We start from the raw sequence: 16906 nt of genomic DNA, 5'->3' as shown, positions 1-16906 counted from the left end.
GATAGCCGTGACGGGCGGGCTACGGAACGGGAACGGGGGTCACACCGAGGGGTGCGAGACCGCTCGCCCCTCCGTCGGGCGCCGTGAGCACCCAGATTCCGCCCGGGTGCACCGCGACCGAGTGCTCCCAGTGCGCCGCGGAGGCGCCGTCCTCGGTCGCGACCGTCCACTCGTCGTCGCGCACGAAGGTGTCGGGGCTGCCGAGCACGACCATGGGCTCGATCGCGACGACGAGCCCCGGCTTGACCTCAGGGCCTTTCTGCCGCACCCGGTAGTTGAACACGGGAGGCGCCTCGTGCATCGACCGGCCGATGCCGTGGCCGATGTAATCGGTCAGGATGCCGTACCGGCCGTCCGGAGACGAAGGGTTGTGCTGCGACTCGATGTAGTCCTGCACGGCCTCGCCGACCTCGTTGAGGTGACGTGCGCGGGCGAGCCGCGCGATGCCGTGCCAGAGCGACTGCTCGGTGACGTGCGAGAGGCGCTCGCGTTCGGCCACGAGCTCGGGCCTCGCGGCATCCGGCACGACCATGGTGAAGGCCGAGTCGCCGTTCCAGCCGTCGATCTCGGCGCCGCTGTCGATCGACACGATGTCGCCGGCCTCGAGCGGACGGTCGCTCGGGATACCGTGCACGACGTCGTCGTTCACCGACGCGCAGATGGTGTGCCGGTAGCCCGGCACGAGCATGAAGTTCGAGATGCCGCCCAGGCCCTCGATGGTCTGGCGGGCGAGCGTGTCGAGCTCGAGGGTCGTCGCGCCGGGGCGGATGGCGTCGCGCGCCGCTGCGAGGGACGCGGCGGTCGCGAGGCCGGGCGCGACCATCGCCCGCAGCTGGGCAGGCGTCTTGTAGAGCGAACGGTGCAGGGCCATCAAGAGGCGGCCGACTCGCCGTCCCCGGGCAGGATGCCGCGTTCCACGAGCTGCGCGACGATGCGGTCGGTCACGTCGTCGACCGGGCCGAGCCCGTCGATCTCGATGAGCAGGCCACGACGGCCGTAGACCTCGATGAGCGGAGCGGTCTGCTCGTCGTAGAGGGCGAGGCGGTGACGGATGACCTCTTCCGTGTCATCCGAACGCCCCTGCTCGTCTGCCCGCTTGAGCAGCCGGCTCACGACCTCGTCGCGGTCGGCCACGAGCTGCACGACGCCGTCGAGGTGCGTGCCGTCGGAATGCAGGAGACGGTCGAGCTCACTGACCTGCTCGGTCGTGCGCGGGTAGCCGTCGAGCAGGAACCCCGCCCCGGCGTCGGCCTCCTGCAGCCTGTCGTGCACGATCGCATTGGTGAGGGAGTCGGGCACGTACTGCCCGGCATCCATGAACGCCTTCGCCTGCAGGCCGAGTTCGGTCTCGTTCTTGACGTTCCAGCGGAAGATGTCTCCCGTGGAGACCGCCGGTACGCCGAGGAGCTCGGCGAGCCGAGCCGCCTGCGTGCCCTTGCCAGCCCCGGGAGGGCCGATGAGCAGCAGACGAGTACCCGACTCGCTCGTCGCCCGGCTCACCGAAGCAGACCCTCGTAGTGCCGTTGCTGCAGCTGGGAGTCGATCTGCTTGACCGTCTCGAGTCCGACACCGACGATGATGAGGATCGACGCGCCGCCGAAGGGGAAGTTCGCATTCGCCCCGACCGCCGCGAGGGCGATGAGCGGGATGAGCGCGATCAAACCGAGGTAGATCGATCCGGGCAGGGTCACGCGGGTGAGCACGAAGTCGAGGTACTCGGCCGTCGGGCGCCCTGCGCGGATGCCGGGGATGAACCCGCCGTACTTCTTCATGTTGTCGGCGACCTCTTCGGGGTTGAAGGTGATCGCGACGTAGAAGTAGGTGAACCCGACGATGAGCAGGAAGTACAGCAGCATGTACAGCGGGTGGTCGCCCTTGGTGAGGTAGTTGGTGATCCACACGACCCACGGTGCCGGCTCCTGGCCCGCAGCGGGCTGGTTGAACTGGGCGATGAGGGCGGGGAGGTACAGCAGCGAGGAGGCGAAGATGACGGGCACGACGCCGGCCATGTTGACCTTGATCGGGATGTAGGTGTTGTTGCCGCCGTAGGTTCGGCGCCCGACCATCCGTTTCGCGTACTGCACGGGGATGCGTCTCTGCGATTGCTCGACGAAGACCACGAGTCCCATGATCACGATGCCCATCGCGAGCACGAGGAGGAAGACCTCGAAGCCCTTGGCCTGGGCGATGGCCCAGAGCGAGTTCGGGAACGTCGCGGCGATCGAGGTGAAGATGAGGAGCGACATGCCGTTGCCGATGCCGCGCTCGGTGATGAGCTCGCCGAGCCACATGATGAGGCCGGTTCCCGCGGTCATGGTGATGACCATGAGCATGATCGCGTACCAGGAGTCATCGGTGATGAGCTGCGAGCACTCGGGGCTGGCGGAGGTGCCGAACAGGGCCCCGCTGCGTGCCACCGTGATGAGCGTCGTCGACTGCAGGACGCCGAGCGCGATGGTGAGGTAACGCGTGTACTGCGTGAGCTTGGCCTGACCGGCCTGGCCCTCTTTGTACAGGGTCTCGAAGTGAGGGATGACGACACGCAGCAGCTGCACGATGATCGACGCGGTGATGTAGGGCATGATGCCCATCGCGAAGACCGAGAGCTGCAGGAGCGCTCCGCCGCTGAAGAGGTTGACGAGTTCGTAGAGACCCGAGGTGCCCTGGTTGTCCGCGAGACACTGCTGGACGTTGCCGAAGTCGACGAAGGGAGCGGGAATGAAGGATCCGAGCCGGAAAAGCGCGACGATACCCAGGGTGAAGCCGATCTTCCGTCGAAGGTCGGGTGTGCGGAAGATCCGCGCAACGGCGCTAAACAAGAGGGCCTCCAGCTTTCCTGTGGGAGTTAGTTGGGTGTCCGATCCAACGGACACCCAACTTGACTACTCTACGATGACTCTGCATGACACGAATGCCACTCGTCGTGGCGGAACGCCGCGACGCTGTGTGCATCGTGTTTTATTTGACGGAGCCACCAGCGGCGACGATCTTCTGCTCAGCGGAGCCGGAGACCTTGTCGACCGCAACGTTCAGCTTAACCGTAATGTCGCCGTTGCCGAGAACCTTGACCTTTTCGTTCTTGCGCACAGCGCCCTTGGCCACGAGGTCGCCGATGGTGACCTCACCGCCGGCCGGGTACAGTTCCGCGAGACGCTCGAGGTTGACGACCTGGTATTCGACCCGGAACGGGTTCTTGAACCCGCGGAGCTTGGGAGCCCGCATGACCGAGTTCAGGTTGCCGCCCTCGAAACCGGGACGGATCGAGTACCGGGCCTTGGTTCCCTTGGTTCCACGGCCGGCCGTCTTGCCCTTCGAGCCCTCACCGCGTCCGACGCGGGTCTTGGCCTTCTTGGATCCGGCGGCGGGGCGCAGGTGGTGCACCTTCAGAACCTGCTCGCGCGGGGCTTCGCTCTCGGCCTTGGCCGTGGGCGCCGCCTTCGCAGGAGCCTTCTTCGCGGGAGCCTTGGCGGCCGGAGCCGCCTCGGCGTCCGCCGTGGCAGCAGCAGCGGCCTTGGCGGGTGCCTTCTTGGCAGCAGCGGGTTTCTCGGCCGCGGGCGCCTTCTCTGCATCCGTCGCCGTGTCGGCAGCGGCCTTGGCCGGCGCCTTCTTGGCGGCAGGAGCCTTCTCGGCTACGGGCTTGTCGGCTGCGACCTTGGGGGCCGCCGCCTTCTTGGCCGCGGGCTTCTTCTCAGCTGCGGCACCTGTGGTGGCTTCTGTTTCTTCAGCCATTAGTCAATCTCCTCGACCTTCACCAGGTGAGCGACAGTGTTGACGTAACCGCGGTTCTGGCGGTTGTCCTCGCGGACCACGACGTCACCAATGCGCTTGAGACCCAGGCTGCGAATCGTGTCGCGCTGGTTCTGCTTCTCACTAATTATGGACTTGATCTGTGTCACCTTGAGGCGCGCGGCCATCATGCACCTGCCTTAGCGTCGGCCTCGGCACGCAGCAGACGGGCGGGAACGACGTCATCGACGTCGAGGCCACGACGGGCGGCGACGGCGCGCGGCTCTTCGAGCTGCTTGAGCGCCGCGACGGTTGCGTGCACGATGTTGATCGTGTTGGACGAGCCGAGCGACTTGCTCAGCACGTCGTGGATGCCGGCGCACTCGAGCACGGCGCGCACGGGACCACCCGCGATGACACCGGTACCACCCGACGCCGGACGCAGCAGGACGACGCCTGCGGCGGCCTCACCCTGGACGGGGTGCGGGATCGTGTTGCCGACGCGCGGGACGCGGAAGAAGTTCTTCTTCGCCTCCTCGACGCCCTTGGAGATGGCGGTCGGGACCTCACGGGCCTTGCCGTAGCCGACGCCCACGAGTCCGTTGCCGTCGCCCACGACCACGAGAGCGGTGAAGCTGAAGCGACGACCGCCCTTCACGACCTTGGAGACGCGGTTGATGGTGACAACGCGCTCCAGGAACTGGCTCTTCTCGGAGTCGCGGCTGCCGCGGTCGCGGTTGGGGTTGCGTTCGCGACCCCCGCGACGGCCTTCGCGAGGCTCGTTCTGCGTGGATTCGGTCGATGCGGCCGTCTCCACCGGTGCCTCTACTACAGCCACCTCTTGCTCCTTAGAAATCTGCTGATCGCTCACAGGTCCAAACCACCCTCTCGAGCTCCCTCGGCGATGGCAGCGACGCGACCCGCGTACTTGCTGCCACCACGATCGAATACGACCGCCTCGACGCCGGCCTTCTTGGCGCGCTCGGCGACGAGCTCGCCGACCTTGCGGGCCTTGGCCGTCTTGTCGCCGTCGAAGGTGCGCAGGTCCGACTCGAGCGTCGAAGCCGACGCGAGAGTGAAGCCCTTGCTGTCGTCGACGACCTGCACGAAGACGTGGCGGGCCGAACGCGTGACCACGAGACGCGGGCGCAGCTCGGTGCCGACGACCTTCTTGCGAAGGCGCGTGTGACGGCGCGTACGAGCGGCCGCCTTGCTCTTTCCTCTAGTTCCGAGACCCATGGTTACTTACCACTCTTTCCGGCCTTGCGGCGAACGACCTCGCCGGCGTAACGCACACCCTTGCCCTTGTAGGGCTCGGGCTTGCGCAACTTACGAATGTTGGCGGCGACTTCGCCCACGGCTTGCTTGTCGATGCCGTGCACGGTGAGCTTGTTGTTGCCCTCGACCGCGAAAGTGATTCCCGTCGGCGGCTCGACCGTGATGGAGTGCGAGTAGCCGAGCGCGAACTCGACACCCGCGCCCTTGGCGACGACACGGTAACCCGTGCCGACGACCTCGAGTCCCTTGGAGTAACCCTCGGTGACGCCGATGATCTGGTTGCTGATGAGCGTGCGCGTCAGGCCGTGCAGCGAACGGGACTCGCGCTCGTCGTTCGGGCGGGTCACGAGGACCTGCCCTTCTTCGAGCTGAACCTCGATGGGGCTGGCGACGGTGAGCGCGAGCTCGCCCTTCGGTCCCTTGACGGAGACGTTAGAGCCATCGATCGTCACGGTGACCCCTGCGGGCACGTCGATCGGAAGACGTCCAATACGTGACATTGCGAGTTACCACACGTAGGCGAGGACTTCCCCACCCACGCCCTTCTTCTCAGCCTGGCGGTCGGTGAGCAGACCGGAGGACGTTGACAGGATGGCGACACCGAGCCCGCCGAGAACCGTGGGGATCTCGGTCGACTTCGCGTACACGCGCAGACCCGGCTTCGAGACGCGCTTGATGCCGGCGATGGAACGCTCGCGGTTGGGACCGAACTTGAGCGTGAGAGTGAGGGTCTTGCCGACGGTGGCGTCGGTGACCTCCCACGCCGCGATGTAACCCTGATCGGTGAGGATCTGCGCGATGTGGGCCTTGAGCTTGCTGTGCGGCATCGACACGGAGTCGTGGTGCGCAGAGTTCGCGTTACGCAGTCTGGTCAGCATGTCTGCGACCGGATCTGTCATTGTCATGTGGTGGTGCCTTTCTCGCCTGGTTTCGGCATCCGTTACACGAATGTCGACCTGTGGTGTCGGACGACGCCGGGCGGATGCCCGCGTCGCTGCGCAGCCGTGAGGCTACTTGGTGTCGGCCGTCTTGAACGGGAAGCCGAGCGCCTTGAGCAGCGCACGACCCTCGTCGTCGGTCTTGGCGGTCGTCACCACGGTGATGTCCATGCCTCGAACGCGGTCGATCTTGTCCTGGTCGATCTCGTGGAACACGGACTGCTCCGTGAGACCGAAGGTGTAGTTGCCGTTTCCGTCGAACTGGCGGTCGGAGAGACCACGGAAGTCGCGGATGCGGGGAAGCGCGAGGGAGAGCAGACGATCGAGGAACTCCCACATGCGGTCGCCACGAAGTGTGACGTGGGCGCCGATGGGCTGTCCCTCACGCAGCTTGAACTGCGCGATCGACTTGCGGGCCTTCGTGACCTGGGGCTTCTGGCCCGTGATCTTCGTGAGGTCGGTGACGGCGCCGTCGATGATCTTGCCATCGCGGGCAGCCTCTCCGACACCCATGTTCACGACGACCTTGACGAGCGTCGGAACCTGGTGCACGTTGGTGAAACCGTGCGCCTTCGTGAGCTCGGCCGAGATCTCGGTCTGGTACTTCTGCTTCAGGCGCGGCTGGGTGCTGTTGGAAGACACTGTGCCAGCCGGCGCAGCAGTTGAGATGTCAGTCATTACAGGTCCTTACCTGACTTCTTGGCGTAACGGACGCGGACGGTCTTGGAGACGCCGTCCTTCGTTACCTGCTCGGTGCGGAAGCCGACGCGGGTCGGCTTCTTGGTCTCCGGGTCGACGATGGCGACGTTGGAGATGTGGATCGGGGCCTCCATGGTCTCGATGCCACCGGTCTTCGTGCCACGCTGCGTCTGGCCGACGCGGGTGTGCTTGGTGATGTAGTTCACACCTTCGACGATGACGCGGTTCTGCTCGACCAAGACCTCGATGACGCGCCCCTGCTTGCCGCGGTCGCCACCGCGTGCCTGCGTGGCACCGGTGATGACCTGCACGAGGTCGCCCTTCTTGATGTTCTTCGCCATGACTAGATAACCTCCGGCGCCAGGGAAACGATCTTCATGAACTTCTTGTCGCGAAGCTCACGACCAACCGGTCCGAAGATGCGGGTACCGCGGGGGTCCCCGTCGTTCTTCAAGATCACCGCGGCGTTCTCATCGAACTTGATGTAGGAGCCGTCCGAACGACGGGTCTCCTTCTTGGTGCGAACGATGACCGCCTTGACGACGTCACCCTTCTTGACGTTGCCACCGGGGATCGCGTCCTTGACGGTCGCGACGATGACATCGCCCAGACCCGCGTAGCGACGGCCGGAGCCGCCGAGCACGCGGATGGTGAGGAGCTCCTTGGCGCCCGTGTTGTCGGCCACCTTGACTCTTGATTCCTGCTGAAGCATTTATCTGTCCCTATATCGCAAGCAAGCCGAGGCTTACTTGGCCTTCTCGAGGATCTCGACGAGCCTCCAGCGCTTGGAAGCGCTGAGGGGACGCGTCTCGGAGATGAGAACGAGGTCGCCGACGCCGGCGGTGTTGTTCTCGTCGTGGACCTTGACCTTCGAGGTACGGCGGATGACCTTGCCGTACAGCGGGTGCTTCACGCGGTCTTCGACCTCGACGACGATGGTCTTCTGCATCTTGTCGCTCGTGACGTATCCACGACGGCTCTTGCGGTAACCGCGAACGAGCGTCTCGGCCGCGGCTTCTGTCTCAGTCGTCTGTTCCTTGGCGGTAGCCATTACTTGGCCTCCTCACTGTTCTCGGTCGGCGCTGCCTCTGCGGCATCCGCCTTCTTGGCACGGGTCTTCTTCTCTGGCTTCGCCTCGACCTCGAGAGGTGCGGGCGTCGCGCGGATTCCGAGCTCACGCTCGCGAATCACGGTGTAGATACGAGCGATGTCGCGCTTGACCGCACGCAGGCGGCCGTGGCTCTCGAGCTGGCCGGTGGCCGACTGGAAGCGCAGGTTGAACAGCTCTTCCTTGGCCTTCTTCAGCTCGTCGACAAGTCGCTCGTCTTCAAAGGTGTCGAGCTCCGTCGGGCGGAGTTCCTTGGATCCGATCGCCATTACGCGTCGCCCTCCTCGCGCTTGATGATGCGTGCCTTGAGCGGCAGCTTGTGGATAGCACGGGTGAGCGCCTCGCGGGCGACCGTCTCGTTGACGCCGCTGAGCTCGAAGAGCACGCGACCCGGCTTGACGTTGGCGACCCACCACTCGGGTGAACCCTTACCGGAACCCATGCGGGTCTCGGCGGGCTTCTTGGTCAGCGGGCGGTCGGGGTAGATGTTGATCCACACCTTTCCACCACGCTTGATGTGACGGGTCATCGCGATACGAGCGGACTCGATCTGACGGTTGGTCACGTAGGCAGGGGTGAGGGCCTGGATGCCGTACTCACCGAACGACACCGTGGTGCCACCGGTCGCCTGGCCGCTACGGCCGGGGTGGTGCTGCTTGCGGTGCTTGACTCGACGTGGAATCAACATGGTTATGCCTCAACTCCTGCTGCGACGGGAGCGGCGGCGGCCGCATCCGTCTTCGGCGCCGAGCCACGACGGGGACGGTCGCCATCGCGGCCGTCACGACGCTCCGGGCGCGATGACTTCTGGTTGGCCTGCTCGCGGGCAAGCTCCTTGTTGGTGATGTCGCCCTTGTAGATCCAGACCTTCACGCCGATGCGGCCGAAGGTGGTCTTCGCCTCGTAGAAGCCGTAGTCGATGTTCGCGCGCAGAGTGTGCAGCGGAACGCGGCCCTCGCGGTAGAACTCGGAACGGCTCATCTCGGCGCCGCCGAGGCGGCCGGAGACCTGGATACGAACACCCTTGACCGTGGAGGTGCGCTGAGCGCCCTGCAGGCCCTTGCGCATCGCACGGCGGAACGCCACACGAGCGGAAAGCTGCTCGGCGATGCCCTGCGCGACGAGCTGGGCGTCGGCCTCGGGGTTCTTGACCTCGAGGATGTTCAGCTGGATCTGCTTGCCCGTGAGCTTCTCGAGGTCGGCGCGGATGCGCTCGGCCTCGGCGCCACGGCGACCGATCACGATGCCCGGACGGGCGGTGTGGATGTCGACGCGGACGCGGTCACGGGTGCGCTCGATCTCGATGCGCGAAACGCCGGCGCGGTCGAGCGAGGTGCTGAGCAGACGACGGATCTTGACGTCTTCGGCAACGTAGTCCGAGTAACGCTGACCCTTCTTGGTGCTGTCCGAGAACCAGCGCGACACGTGGTCGGTCGTGATCCCGAGACGGAAACCGTACGGATTGACTTTCTGACCCATTAGTTGGTCCTCGCCTTCTGGGCTGACTTCTTGGAACCGGCGGCCACCGTCTCGTCCGGCGTTGCCAGGACGATCGTGATGTGGCTCGTGCGCTTGAGGATCTGGAACGCGCGGCCCTGTGCACGCGGCTGGAACCGCTTCAAGGTCGTGCCCTCGTCGACGAATGCCTTCGCGACGTAGAGGTCCTGCTCGTCAAGGTACGAATTGCTCGCGTCGGCCTTCACTCGCGCGTTGGCGATGGCCGCCGCGACGAGCTTGTAGACCGGCTCGCTCGCCGACTGCGGTGCGAACTTCAGGATGGCCAAGGCCTCCTGGGCCTGCTTGCCGCGGATCAGGTTGACGACGCGACGGGCCTTCATGGGGGTGACGCGGATGTGACGCACGCGTGCGACTGCTTCCACCATTTCTCTCCTCCTTACGTCCCCGCGTTAGCGGCGACGACCCTTCTTGTCGTCCTTCTCGTGTCCACGGAAGGTGCGGGTGGGGGCAAACTCTCCGAGCTTGTGCCCAACCATCGTCTCGGTGACGAACACCGGGATGTGCTTGCGACCGTCGTGCACCGCGATGGTGTGTCCCAGCATGGCCGGGATGATCATCGAGCGGCGCGACCAGGTCTTGATCACGTTCTTGTTGTTGGCTTCGTTCGCTGTAACGACCTTGCGGAGCAGGTGGTCATCAACGAAGGGGCCCTTCTTGAGACTGCGTGGCATCTTCTACAACTCCTACTTACGCTTCTTGCCGGCGGTACGGCGACGAACGATGAGCTTGTCGCTTTCCTTGTTGGGGTGACGGGTGCGGCCCTCTTTCTGACCCCACGGGCTGACCGGGTGGCGACCACCGGAGGTCTTGCCCTCACCACCACCGTGCGGGTGGTCGATCGGGTTCATCGCGACACCACGAACGGTCGGGCGAACGCCTTTCCAGCGCATACGACCGGCCTTGCCCCAGTTGATGTTCGACTGCTCGGCGTTGCCGACCTCGCCGATCGTGGCGCGGCAGCGGGCATCCACGTTGCGGATCTCGCCCGACGGCAGACGGAGCTGCGCGTAGGGGCCGTCCTTGGCGACGAGGCGAACCGACGCACCGGCGGAACGCGCCATCTTGGCGCCTCCGCCCGGCTTCAGCTCGATCGCGTGGATGACGGTACCGGTGGGGATGTTGCGCAGCGGCAGGTTGTTGCCGGGCTTGATGTCCGCGCCCGAACCGGACTCGACCGTGTCGCCCTGCGACAGCTTGTTGGGCGCCAGGATGTAGCGCTTGGTGCCGTCGGCGAAGTGGAGGAGCGCGATGCGCGCCGTGCGGTTGGGGTCGTACTCGATGTGAGCGACCTTGGCCGGCACGCCGTCCTTGTCGTTGCGACGGAAGTCGATCACACGGTACTGGCGCTTGTGGCCACCACCGATGTGACGAGTCGTGATGCGACCCTGGTTGTTACGGCCACCGGTCTTCGACAGGGGACGGAGCAGCGACTTCTCGGGCGTCGAACGGGTGATCTCTGCGAAGTCCGCAACAGATGAACCGCGACGACCCGGAGTCGTGGGCTTGTACTTACGAATAGCCATTGTTCTTTATCCTCTAGTCCCGGCGCCTAGCCAACTGCCGTGAAAATGTCGATAGAACCGGACTTGAGCGTGACGATCGCGCGCTTCGTGTCCTTGGTCTTGCCGATGCCGAACTTGGTGCGGCGGGTCTTGCCCTTTTTGTTGAGGGTGTTGATCGACGCGACCTTGACCTTGAAGATCTTCTCGATGGCGAGCTTGATCTCGGTCTTGTTCGAGCGGGGGTCGACGATGAAGGTGTACTTGCCCTCGTCGATCAGCCCGTAGCTCTTCTCGGAGACGACCGGCGCGATGATGATGTCGCGGGGGTCCTTGTTGACTGCGATGGCCATTACGCGGACACCTCTTCCTTGTTCGCCTTGCTGGCCGCGCTCGCGAGCTTGGCCGCGACGAAGATGTCGAAGGCCGCCTTCGTGAAGACGATGTCGTCGGAGACGAGCACGTCGTAGGCGTTCAGCTGGTCGGCAGTGAGCACGTGGACGGTGGGGATGTTGCGAACGCTCAGGTAGCTGAGGTCGTCGTCGCGCTCGAGCACGATGAGCACGTGCCTGCTCGACGCGACACCGGCGAGCAGCTCGAGAGCGGCCTTCGTCGAGGGCGTCTCACCGGCGACGAGCGACTCGACGACGTGGAGGCGGCCTCCGCGGGCGCGGTCCGAGAGCGAGCCGAGCAGAGCGGCGGCGATCATCTTCTTCGGGGTGCGCTGCGAGTAGTTGCGCGGCTGCGGTCCGTGGACGATGCCACCACCGGTCATCTGAGGGGCGCGGATCGAGCCCTGACGAGCGCGACCGGTTCCCTTCTGCTTGAACGGCTTGCGGCCGGCACCGGAGACCTCACCACGACGCTTGGTCTTGTGGGTTCCCTGACGGGCGGCTGCGAGCTGGGCCACGACCACCTGGTGGATGAGCGGCACATTGGTCTGAACGTCGAAGATCTCGGCGGGAAGCTCGACCGAGCCGGCCTTCTTACCCGAGATGTCGACGATGTCGAGTGCGGTAGCCATGAACTACGCCCCCTTCACTGCGTTGCGGACGAATACGATGCGACCGCGTGCACCGGGAACGGCGCCCTTGACGAGCAAGAGACCCTTCTCGGCGTCGACGGCGTGCACGACGAGGTTGAGCACGGTCACCCGGTCGCCACCCATACGACCGGCCATGCGCATGCCCTTGAAGACACGGCTGGGGGTCGAGGAGGCGCCGATCGAGCCGGGCTTGCGGTGGTTGCGGTGCGAACCGTGCGAAGCGGAGACACCCTTGAAGTTGTGTCGCTTCATAACACCGGCGAAGCCCTTGCCCTTGCTGGTGCCGACGACGTCGACCTTCTTGCCGGCTTCGAAGACACCGTCGACGGTGAGCTCCTGGCCGAGGCTGTAGTCAGCGGCATCCGCGGTGCGGAGCTCGGTGAGGTGGCGGCGCGGCGTGACGCCGGCCTTGGCGAAGTGGCCGGTGGAGGGCTTGTCGACCTTGCGCGGGTCGATCTGGCCGTAGGCGATCTGCACGCCGTCGTATCCGTCGACCTCAGGGGTGCGGATCTGGGTGACGACGTTCGGGGAGAGCTCGATGACGGTGACGGGGATGAGCTTGTTGTTCTCGTCCCACACCTGGGTCATGCCGAGCTTCGTGCCGAGCAGACCCTTGGTGGTCTTCTTGGTTTCGGTAGCCATGATTCCTTGCGTCCCTATCCGGCTCAGAGCTTGATCTCGATGTTGACGTCCGCCGGCAGGTCGAGACGCATGAGCGAGTCGACGGCCTTGGGCGTCGGATCGATGATGTCGATCAGTCGCTTGTGGGTGCGCATCTCGAAGTGCTCACGGCTGTCCTTGTACTTGTGAGGCGAACGGATGACGGCGATGACGTTCTTCTCGGTAGGAAGCGGCACCGGGCCGACCACAGTCGCGCCGGCACGGGTCACCGTGTCGACGATCTTGCGCGCCGAGGTGTCGATGACCTCGTGGTCATATGACTTAAGTCGAATGCGGATCTTTTGTCCCGCCATGTCTGACTCTCTCTCATTCAGAGCGTCTTACGGTCTTCCGGCCGCATTGGACGCTGCGTAGCACTACGTATGTCGCACCACTGTTCTTCTGTCAATGGCCGCTCATCGAGCCTGTCGAACCCAGCCCCGCACCGCGGAGAGCCTCCGCGATGCCTGCTGCGCTCGACAGACCCGACCAACGAGCCTGTCACCGGCTCCCCGTTCGAGCGTGTCGCCGATGTTCGGGCGCACGACTCATGACATGGTTTTACCCAGGTCGTTTGGGGTGTCGATTAAGCTTCGTTCTGCTACCCGCGGCCTAGGCCCAATGCTCTCGAAGAGCAACTCCTATGCACTGCCTGGCAGTGATTCGGCCCTGCAGCGCTTGCACTCAAGCAGGCGCGCGGGCCGAAATGTTGAACTAGACGAGTTTGCCACATTTCGGGTATTGCTGCAACCCGGGCGTGTCGCGCCTCAAACCGCGCCCTCCGGCTTGACGACGGCCCTCACCGTGCGCCACAGGATGATGACGTCGGCGGTCAGCGACCAGTTCTCGACATAGTAGAGACCGAGGCGGATGCTGTCGTCCCAGCTGAGGTTGGATCGGCCGCTCACCTGCCAGAGGCCGCTCATGCCCGGCTTCATGATGAGGCGCCGATGAGCGGCGTCGTCGTAGAGCGCGACCTCGGCCGCGCGCTGGGGCCGGGGACCGACGAGGCTCATGTTCCCGACGAAGACGTTGAACAGCTGCGGCAGCTCGTCGAGGGAGTGCCTGCGCAGCACCTGCCCGATCGGGGTGATGCGCGGATCGTTGGTGACCTTGAACAGCGGGGTGTCCGAAGTGCCCTGCGCGTCGAGCAGGCTCTCGAGCTGGTCGTCGGCGTCTTGCACCATCGAGCGGAACTTGAGCATGCCGAAGGGGGTGCCCTTGCGTCCGATGCGCTCCTGGCGGTAGAGGATGCTGCCCGGCCCCGAGCGCCTGACGGCGATCGCGATGCCCAGCAGGAGCGGGGAGCTCACGACGATGAGCAGACCGGAGCCGAGGATGTCGAAGATCCTCTTCGAGAAGCGCTTCACACCCTCGAAGGTCGGGTAGCTCACATGGATGAGGGGCAGCCCGGCGACGGGGCGGGCGTGGATGCGGGGGCCCGCGACATCCGTCAGCGCCGGCGCGACGATGAGCTCGACGCCGCGCGACTCGAGCTCCCAGCCGACCCGGCGCATGTCGGCCGGGCTGAGCTCGTCGGAACCGGTGAGGATCACGGTGTCGGCCCGCGAGCTCTCGACGGCCTGCAGGAGCGTGGCGAAGTCGCCCAGGATCGGAGCCCCCTGGATGTCGGGATCGGTGACCCGCCCGTCGGGGGTGAGCGCGCCCACGAGCAGGAGGCCCGCCCCGGGGGTCGCCTGGATCGTCTGCCCGACGTGCACCGACTTGTCGCGCTCGCCCACGAGCAGCGCACGCGAGACGAAGGTGGCCTTCGCCTGTCTGCGACGCAGCCACTGCCGCCACTGCCAGCGCGAGAAGAGGAGGAGCAGCAGTCCGGCCGGCAGCGCGGTGAGGAAGTAGCCGCGGGCGAGCTCGATCCTGAAGAGGAAGGCGAGGATCGCGAAGACCCCGAAGAGCCTGATGGTCGCATCGGTGACGCGCTTGTACTCGAGCGAGCCGCTGCCGATGACCTTGTGGTCGCGGGTTCCGAAAAGGTCGAGCATGAGCATCCAGCTGACGATCAAGACGATCGAGACGGTGGTGTAGCCGGCGCGAAGAGCAGGGATGTCGGCGGACAGCTCGACCGTGTCGAAACCGAACCAGAGCAGCTGCGAGCCGAGCACCGAGCCGCTGATCAGAAGGATGTCGGTCGTGAACAGTCGAGCGGCGAACGATCGCTGCCATGACCGCCGCCGAATCGAAGCCGTCGGACGCGAACCCCGCGCGACCATAGGCGACCTCCTGACCTGACTCGCCCATCCTTCGGGTGATGAAGCGTAAATCGTGGGATCAATCGCAGACGATTCACGACGTCATAACTGTACTGGACATCCCATACGGGGCTCCCCCTTAAGCTGCCGTCATTTCAGGGGGCAGTTCATGACCCGGCTTCCCAGTTTCGCTCCTCTACAGTTGACCTGTGAATCGTCCAGGCCCCCAACACGCGACCGCGACGCCACGTCATGCCTCCGAGCGCCGGCCGGGCAGAGGATCCACGACCAAACGGACCGTCTGGATCGTCGTCTCCATCGTGCTCATCGCCGGTCTGGGCTGTGCCGCCTGGCTCGCGACCCGGGTGCTCATCGTCAAGAACGACCTCGAGGCGGCGCAGACCCTCGTCGACCAGTTGCAGGCTCAAGCCACGAGCTTCGACCTCGACGCTCTCGCCGGCACGAGCGATCAGCTCCAAACCCGTTCCGCGGGTGCGGTCGCGGGGGCGGACGACCCGATCTGGCGCGCTGCCGAGTACATCCCGGTGCTGGGCGAGAACCTCAGCGCCGTGCGCATCGTGGCGGGAAGCATCGATGACATCGTGCAGCAGGTCGCCGTGCCCGCCATCGACACCCTGTCGACCTTCGACCTCGGTGCGCGCGATCCGGTGACCGGCGGATTCGACCTCACCCCGCTCGACAAGGCCAAGACGATCCTGGCCTCGGCGACGACCGTCTTCGGCGATGCGAAGCAGAAGATGTCGACCATCGACACGGCGAACACGATCGGCCCCGTGAAGGCCGCGGTCGAGAAGTTCGACGGGCTGCTCACCACGGCCGACACGGCGATCACCCAGATGACTCCGCTCGTCGACGTCGCCGGGAACGTGCTGGGCCAGAACGGCCCCCGTAGCTATCTGCTCGCCTTCCAGAACAACGCCGAGAGCACGGCCCTGGGCGGAAGCGCCGCCGCCTACTCGCTCATGTCGATCGACAACGGCTCGATCGCGATGGTGGGGCAGGCGAACAGCGGCAACTTCGTCGAGGGCGTCCCCGTCGACGTCCCCGTCGACCAGAGCGCCCTCGACCTCTACGGCAGCTACCTCGTCGACCACATCAACACCTCGACCAGCCGGCCCGACTTCCCCACGGCCGCGAGCATCATGCGTGCCTTCTGGCTGCGCGACCAGGGCTCGAGCGTCGACGGCGTCATCTCGATCGATCCGCTGGCCCTGGCCCGGATCCTCGAGGCCACCGGGCCCATCACCCTCTCCTCGGGAGACGTGCTCTCGAGCGACAACGCCGTGTCCCTGCTCGTCAACGGCGTCTATATGAGATACCCCCGGAACGAGGACGCGCCCCTCGCCGACGCCTTCTTCCAGGCCGCCGCCTCAGAGATCATCAACAAGATCACGACCGGGGATTTCGACATCAAGACGATGACCAGGGCGATCACCGAGGGCATCAATCACGGCAGCATCATGATGTGGAGCGCCAGTCCCGACGAACAGGCGCTGCTCGACGGCACCCCCTTGCAGGGCACTCTGCCGAAGACCAATGACGAGAAGACCGTGATCGGGGTCTACTACCGCGACACCTCGGCCTCGAAGATCGACTACTACCTGCAAACCAGCACGCGCACGACGACCGACGTCTGCACAGCACCGGCGAACCCCACTTTCTCGACCTCCGTGACCCTGCACTCCAATCTGACCGTCGACGAAGCGGACGCCCTCCCCCAGTACGTGATGAGTCGCGACTGGCTGGGTGAGAAGTTCCGCACCGAGATCTTCGTCTACGGCCCGATCGGGGCGTCCGTCAGCGACGCACGTGTCGACGTCCAGGGACTCGAGACCATTGTCACCGGTCGCACCGACGATCTCGGGCGACCCGTGGCATCCTTCGCCGCTTATCTCGCTCCCGGCGAGACCACGACCGTGACCGCGACGTTCATTGGGGCGCCCGGAGCCTATGGCCCGCTCGAGGTGCGCGGAACCCCGATGATCAACACGACCGAGAACGTCATCGAGCCGCCGTCCTGCGGCTAGATGTACTGACCCGGATCGTTGTTGACGTAGGAGAGACCTCCGAGGTCGAGTTGGAGCTGTCTAGGTTCCCTCGATCCCACGGAGGTCTCTCGTGTCTCACGCTAATGCCCGGCTGGCTCCGGCCGGCAGGTTGATCATGGTCCAACGCATCGGGTCGGGGCGAGCGGTCGCTCACGT

At 65.2% G+C, this 16906-nt stretch carries 25 protein-coding genes; 1 reads left to right on the top strand and 24 read right to left on the bottom strand.

Translation table 11 applies throughout. The annotated features are described in order from the left end of the window. Positions 1-19: 19 nt before the first annotated feature. From map to CLV54_RS07850, 24 genes are all read right to left on the bottom strand, one after another. The gene (map, locus tag CLV54_RS07965; RefSeq protein WP_100344458.1) at positions 20-871 is read right to left on the bottom strand and encodes a type I methionyl aminopeptidase; all 852 of its coding nucleotides are present in this window, start codon (positions 869-871) and stop codon (positions 20-22) included. Beyond that, positions 871-1500: an adenylate kinase gene (locus CLV54_RS07960; protein ID WP_245861518.1), complete on the bottom strand. Its 630-nt coding sequence runs from the start codon at positions 1498-1500 to the stop codon at positions 871-873. Before CLV54_RS07960 ends, map begins: the two co-directional genes overlap by 1 nt. After that, positions 1497-2819, bottom strand: a complete 1323-nt coding sequence (gene secY / locus CLV54_RS07955; protein ID WP_100344457.1) for a preprotein translocase subunit SecY — start codon at positions 2817-2819, stop codon at positions 1497-1499. The genes CLV54_RS07960 and secY overlap by 4 nt, the downstream gene beginning before the upstream one ends. A gap of 139 nt (positions 2820-2958) precedes the next feature. Beyond that, entirely contained in the window at positions 2959-3729 is a 771-nt protein-coding gene (rplO, locus tag CLV54_RS07950) for a 50S ribosomal protein L15 (RefSeq protein WP_100344456.1), read from the bottom strand. Further along, positions 3729-3914 (bottom strand): 50S ribosomal protein L30, encoded by a 186-nt coding sequence (rpmD, locus tag CLV54_RS07945; RefSeq protein ID WP_100344998.1) that lies wholly within the window; start codon positions 3912-3914, stop codon positions 3729-3731. The genes rplO and rpmD overlap by 1 nt, the downstream gene beginning before the upstream one ends. After that, on the bottom strand, positions 3914-4564 hold the full coding sequence (gene rpsE / locus CLV54_RS07940) for a 30S ribosomal protein S5 (protein ID WP_425430271.1): 651 nt from the start codon (positions 4562-4564) through the stop codon (positions 3914-3916). Before rpsE ends, rpmD begins: the two co-directional genes overlap by 1 nt. Positions 4565-4593: 29 nt before the next feature. Continuing rightward, on the bottom strand, positions 4594-4965 hold the full coding sequence (gene rplR / locus CLV54_RS07935; protein WP_100344454.1) for a 50S ribosomal protein L18: 372 nt from the start codon (positions 4963-4965) through the stop codon (positions 4594-4596). A gap of 2 nt (positions 4966-4967) precedes the next feature. Next, positions 4968-5504: a 50S ribosomal protein L6 gene (gene rplF, locus CLV54_RS07930; protein WP_100344453.1), complete on the bottom strand. Its 537-nt coding sequence runs from the start codon at positions 5502-5504 to the stop codon at positions 4968-4970. A gap of 6 nt (positions 5505-5510) precedes the next feature. Further along, entirely contained in the window at positions 5511-5909 is a 399-nt protein-coding gene (gene rpsH, locus CLV54_RS07925) for a 30S ribosomal protein S8 (protein ID WP_100344452.1), read from the bottom strand. A gap of 105 nt (positions 5910-6014) precedes the next feature. Beyond that, entirely contained in the window at positions 6015-6620 is a 606-nt protein-coding gene (gene rplE / locus CLV54_RS07920) for a 50S ribosomal protein L5 (RefSeq protein ID WP_100344451.1), read from the bottom strand. Then, positions 6620-6982 carry a 50S ribosomal protein L24 gene (rplX, locus tag CLV54_RS07915; RefSeq protein WP_100344450.1) on the bottom strand — a complete coding sequence of 121 codons (363 nt, stop codon included), beginning with the start codon at positions 6980-6982 and terminating at the stop codon, positions 6620-6622. Before rplX ends, rplE begins: the two co-directional genes overlap by 1 nt. 2 nt (positions 6983-6984) lie before the next feature. Beyond that, positions 6985-7353: a 50S ribosomal protein L14 gene (rplN, locus tag CLV54_RS07910; protein ID WP_100344449.1), complete on the bottom strand. Its 369-nt coding sequence runs from the start codon at positions 7351-7353 to the stop codon at positions 6985-6987. Positions 7354-7386: 33 nt separating this feature from the next. Further along, entirely contained in the window at positions 7387-7692 is a 306-nt protein-coding gene (rpsQ, locus tag CLV54_RS07905) for a 30S ribosomal protein S17 (RefSeq protein WP_100344448.1), read from the bottom strand. Continuing rightward, positions 7692-8018 carry a 50S ribosomal protein L29 gene (rpmC, locus tag CLV54_RS07900; RefSeq protein WP_100344447.1) on the bottom strand — a complete coding sequence of 109 codons (327 nt, stop codon included), beginning with the start codon at positions 8016-8018 and terminating at the stop codon, positions 7692-7694. Before rpmC ends, rpsQ begins: the two co-directional genes overlap by 1 nt. Next, on the bottom strand, positions 8018-8437 hold the full coding sequence (gene rplP / locus CLV54_RS07895; RefSeq protein ID WP_100344446.1) for a 50S ribosomal protein L16: 420 nt from the start codon (positions 8435-8437) through the stop codon (positions 8018-8020). Before rplP ends, rpmC begins: the two co-directional genes overlap by 1 nt. Before the next feature lie 2 nt (positions 8438-8439). After that, complete coding sequence (gene rpsC, locus CLV54_RS07890; protein WP_100344445.1) at positions 8440-9228, bottom strand: 30S ribosomal protein S3; 789 nt, start codon at positions 9226-9228, stop codon at positions 8440-8442. Continuing rightward, positions 9228-9632: a 50S ribosomal protein L22 gene (rplV, locus tag CLV54_RS07885; RefSeq protein ID WP_100344444.1), complete on the bottom strand. Its 405-nt coding sequence runs from the start codon at positions 9630-9632 to the stop codon at positions 9228-9230. Before rplV ends, rpsC begins: the two co-directional genes overlap by 1 nt. A 24-nt stretch (positions 9633-9656) precedes the next feature. Then, complete coding sequence (rpsS, locus tag CLV54_RS07880; protein WP_100344443.1) at positions 9657-9938, bottom strand: 30S ribosomal protein S19; 282 nt, start codon at positions 9936-9938, stop codon at positions 9657-9659. Between the two features lie 12 nt (positions 9939-9950). Then, the gene (rplB, locus tag CLV54_RS07875) at positions 9951-10790 is read right to left on the bottom strand and encodes a 50S ribosomal protein L2 (RefSeq protein ID WP_100344442.1); all 840 of its coding nucleotides are present in this window, start codon (positions 10788-10790) and stop codon (positions 9951-9953) included. Positions 10791-10816: 26 nt separating this feature from the next. After that, a complete protein-coding gene (gene rplW / locus CLV54_RS07870; protein ID WP_100344441.1) occupies positions 10817-11119 on the bottom strand; it encodes a 50S ribosomal protein L23 in 303 nt (100 codons plus the stop codon). Beyond that, positions 11119-11790 carry a 50S ribosomal protein L4 gene (rplD, locus tag CLV54_RS07865; protein ID WP_100344440.1) on the bottom strand — a complete coding sequence of 224 codons (672 nt, stop codon included), beginning with the start codon at positions 11788-11790 and terminating at the stop codon, positions 11119-11121. Before rplD ends, rplW begins: the two co-directional genes overlap by 1 nt. 3 nt (positions 11791-11793) lie before the next feature. Then, on the bottom strand, positions 11794-12453 hold the full coding sequence (rplC, locus tag CLV54_RS07860) for a 50S ribosomal protein L3 (RefSeq protein WP_100344439.1): 660 nt from the start codon (positions 12451-12453) through the stop codon (positions 11794-11796). Between the two features lie 23 nt (positions 12454-12476). Beyond that, a complete protein-coding gene (gene rpsJ, locus CLV54_RS07855) occupies positions 12477-12785 on the bottom strand; it encodes a 30S ribosomal protein S10 (protein ID WP_092547990.1) in 309 nt (102 codons plus the stop codon). A gap of 453 nt (positions 12786-13238) precedes the next feature. Then, positions 13239-14702, bottom strand: a complete 1464-nt coding sequence (locus CLV54_RS07850; RefSeq protein WP_100344438.1) for a sugar transferase — start codon at positions 14700-14702, stop codon at positions 13239-13241. A 188-nt stretch (positions 14703-14890) separates the two neighbouring features. Between CLV54_RS07850 and CLV54_RS07845 the strand changes: the two genes are divergently transcribed. Beyond that, positions 14891-16729, top strand: coding sequence for a DUF4012 domain-containing protein (locus CLV54_RS07845; RefSeq protein WP_157802877.1), 1839 nt, complete (start codon positions 14891-14893; stop codon positions 16727-16729). Positions 16730-16906 lie beyond the last annotated feature (177 nt).

Source organism: Compostimonas suwonensis, from assembly GCF_002797855.1.
Lineage (GTDB): Bacteria > Actinomycetota > Actinomycetes > Actinomycetales > Microbacteriaceae > Compostimonas > Compostimonas suwonensis.
The sequence above is the reverse complement of the archived record's forward strand: the minus strand, read 5'-3'. Positions and strand labels throughout refer to the sequence as shown.

What these genes read in the sequence shown, in the direction of transcription:
- rpsJ (WP_092547990.1), bottom strand. Translation starts at nt 12,785, where the DNA reads ATGGCGGGACAAAAGATCCGCATTCGACTTAAGTCATATGACCACGAG.
- CLV54_RS07850 (WP_100344438.1), bottom strand. Translation starts at nt 14,702, where the DNA reads ATGGTCGCGCGGGGTTCGCGTCCGACGGCTTCGATTCGGCGGCGGTCA.
- rpmC (WP_100344447.1), bottom strand. Translation starts at nt 8,018, where the DNA reads ATGGCGATCGGATCCAAGGAACTCCGCCCGACGGAGCTCGACACCTTT.
- rplP (WP_100344446.1), bottom strand. Translation starts at nt 8,437, where the DNA reads ATGTTGATTCCACGTCGAGTCAAGCACCGCAAGCAGCACCACCCCGGC.
- rplO (WP_100344456.1), bottom strand. Translation starts at nt 3,729, where the DNA reads ATGGCTGAAGAAACAGAAGCCACCACAGGTGCCGCAGCTGAGAAGAAG.
- rpsS (WP_100344443.1), bottom strand. Translation starts at nt 9,938, where the DNA reads ATGCCACGCAGTCTCAAGAAGGGCCCCTTCGTTGATGACCACCTGCTC.
- map (WP_100344458.1), bottom strand. Translation starts at nt 871, where the DNA reads ATGGCCCTGCACCGTTCGCTCTACAAGACGCCTGCCCAGCTGCGGGCG.
- rpsQ (WP_100344448.1), bottom strand. Translation starts at nt 7,692, where the DNA reads ATGGCTACCGCCAAGGAACAGACGACTGAGACAGAAGCCGCGGCCGAG.
- rplD (WP_100344440.1), bottom strand. Translation starts at nt 11,790, where the DNA reads ATGGCTACCGCACTCGACATCGTCGACATCTCGGGTAAGAAGGCCGGC.
- rplW (WP_100344441.1), bottom strand. Translation starts at nt 11,119, where the DNA reads ATGGCCATCGCAGTCAACAAGGACCCCCGCGACATCATCATCGCGCCG.
- rplX (WP_100344450.1), bottom strand. Translation starts at nt 6,982, where the DNA reads ATGGCGAAGAACATCAAGAAGGGCGACCTCGTGCAGGTCATCACCGGT.
- rplE (WP_100344451.1), bottom strand. Translation starts at nt 6,620, where the DNA reads ATGACTGACATCTCAACTGCTGCGCCGGCTGGCACAGTGTCTTCCAAC.
- rpmD (WP_100344998.1), bottom strand. Translation starts at nt 3,914, where the DNA reads ATGGCCGCGCGCCTCAAGGTGACACAGATCAAGTCCATAATTAGTGAG.
- rplN (WP_100344449.1), bottom strand. Translation starts at nt 7,353, where the DNA reads ATGCTTCAGCAGGAATCAAGAGTCAAGGTGGCCGACAACACGGGCGCC.
- rplR (WP_100344454.1), bottom strand. Translation starts at nt 4,965, where the DNA reads ATGGGTCTCGGAACTAGAGGAAAGAGCAAGGCGGCCGCTCGTACGCGC.
- rplB (WP_100344442.1), bottom strand. Translation starts at nt 10,790, where the DNA reads ATGGCTATTCGTAAGTACAAGCCCACGACTCCGGGTCGTCGCGGTTCA.
- rplV (WP_100344444.1), bottom strand. Translation starts at nt 9,632, where the DNA reads ATGGTGGAAGCAGTCGCACGCGTGCGTCACATCCGCGTCACCCCCATG.
- rpsC (WP_100344445.1), bottom strand. Translation starts at nt 9,228, where the DNA reads ATGGGTCAGAAAGTCAATCCGTACGGTTTCCGTCTCGGGATCACGACC.
- rplF (WP_100344453.1), bottom strand. Translation starts at nt 5,504, where the DNA reads ATGTCACGTATTGGACGTCTTCCGATCGACGTGCCCGCAGGGGTCACC.
- rpsH (WP_100344452.1), bottom strand. Translation starts at nt 5,909, where the DNA reads ATGACAATGACAGATCCGGTCGCAGACATGCTGACCAGACTGCGTAAC.
- rplC (WP_100344439.1), bottom strand. Translation starts at nt 12,453, where the DNA reads ATGGCTACCGAAACCAAGAAGACCACCAAGGGTCTGCTCGGCACGAAG.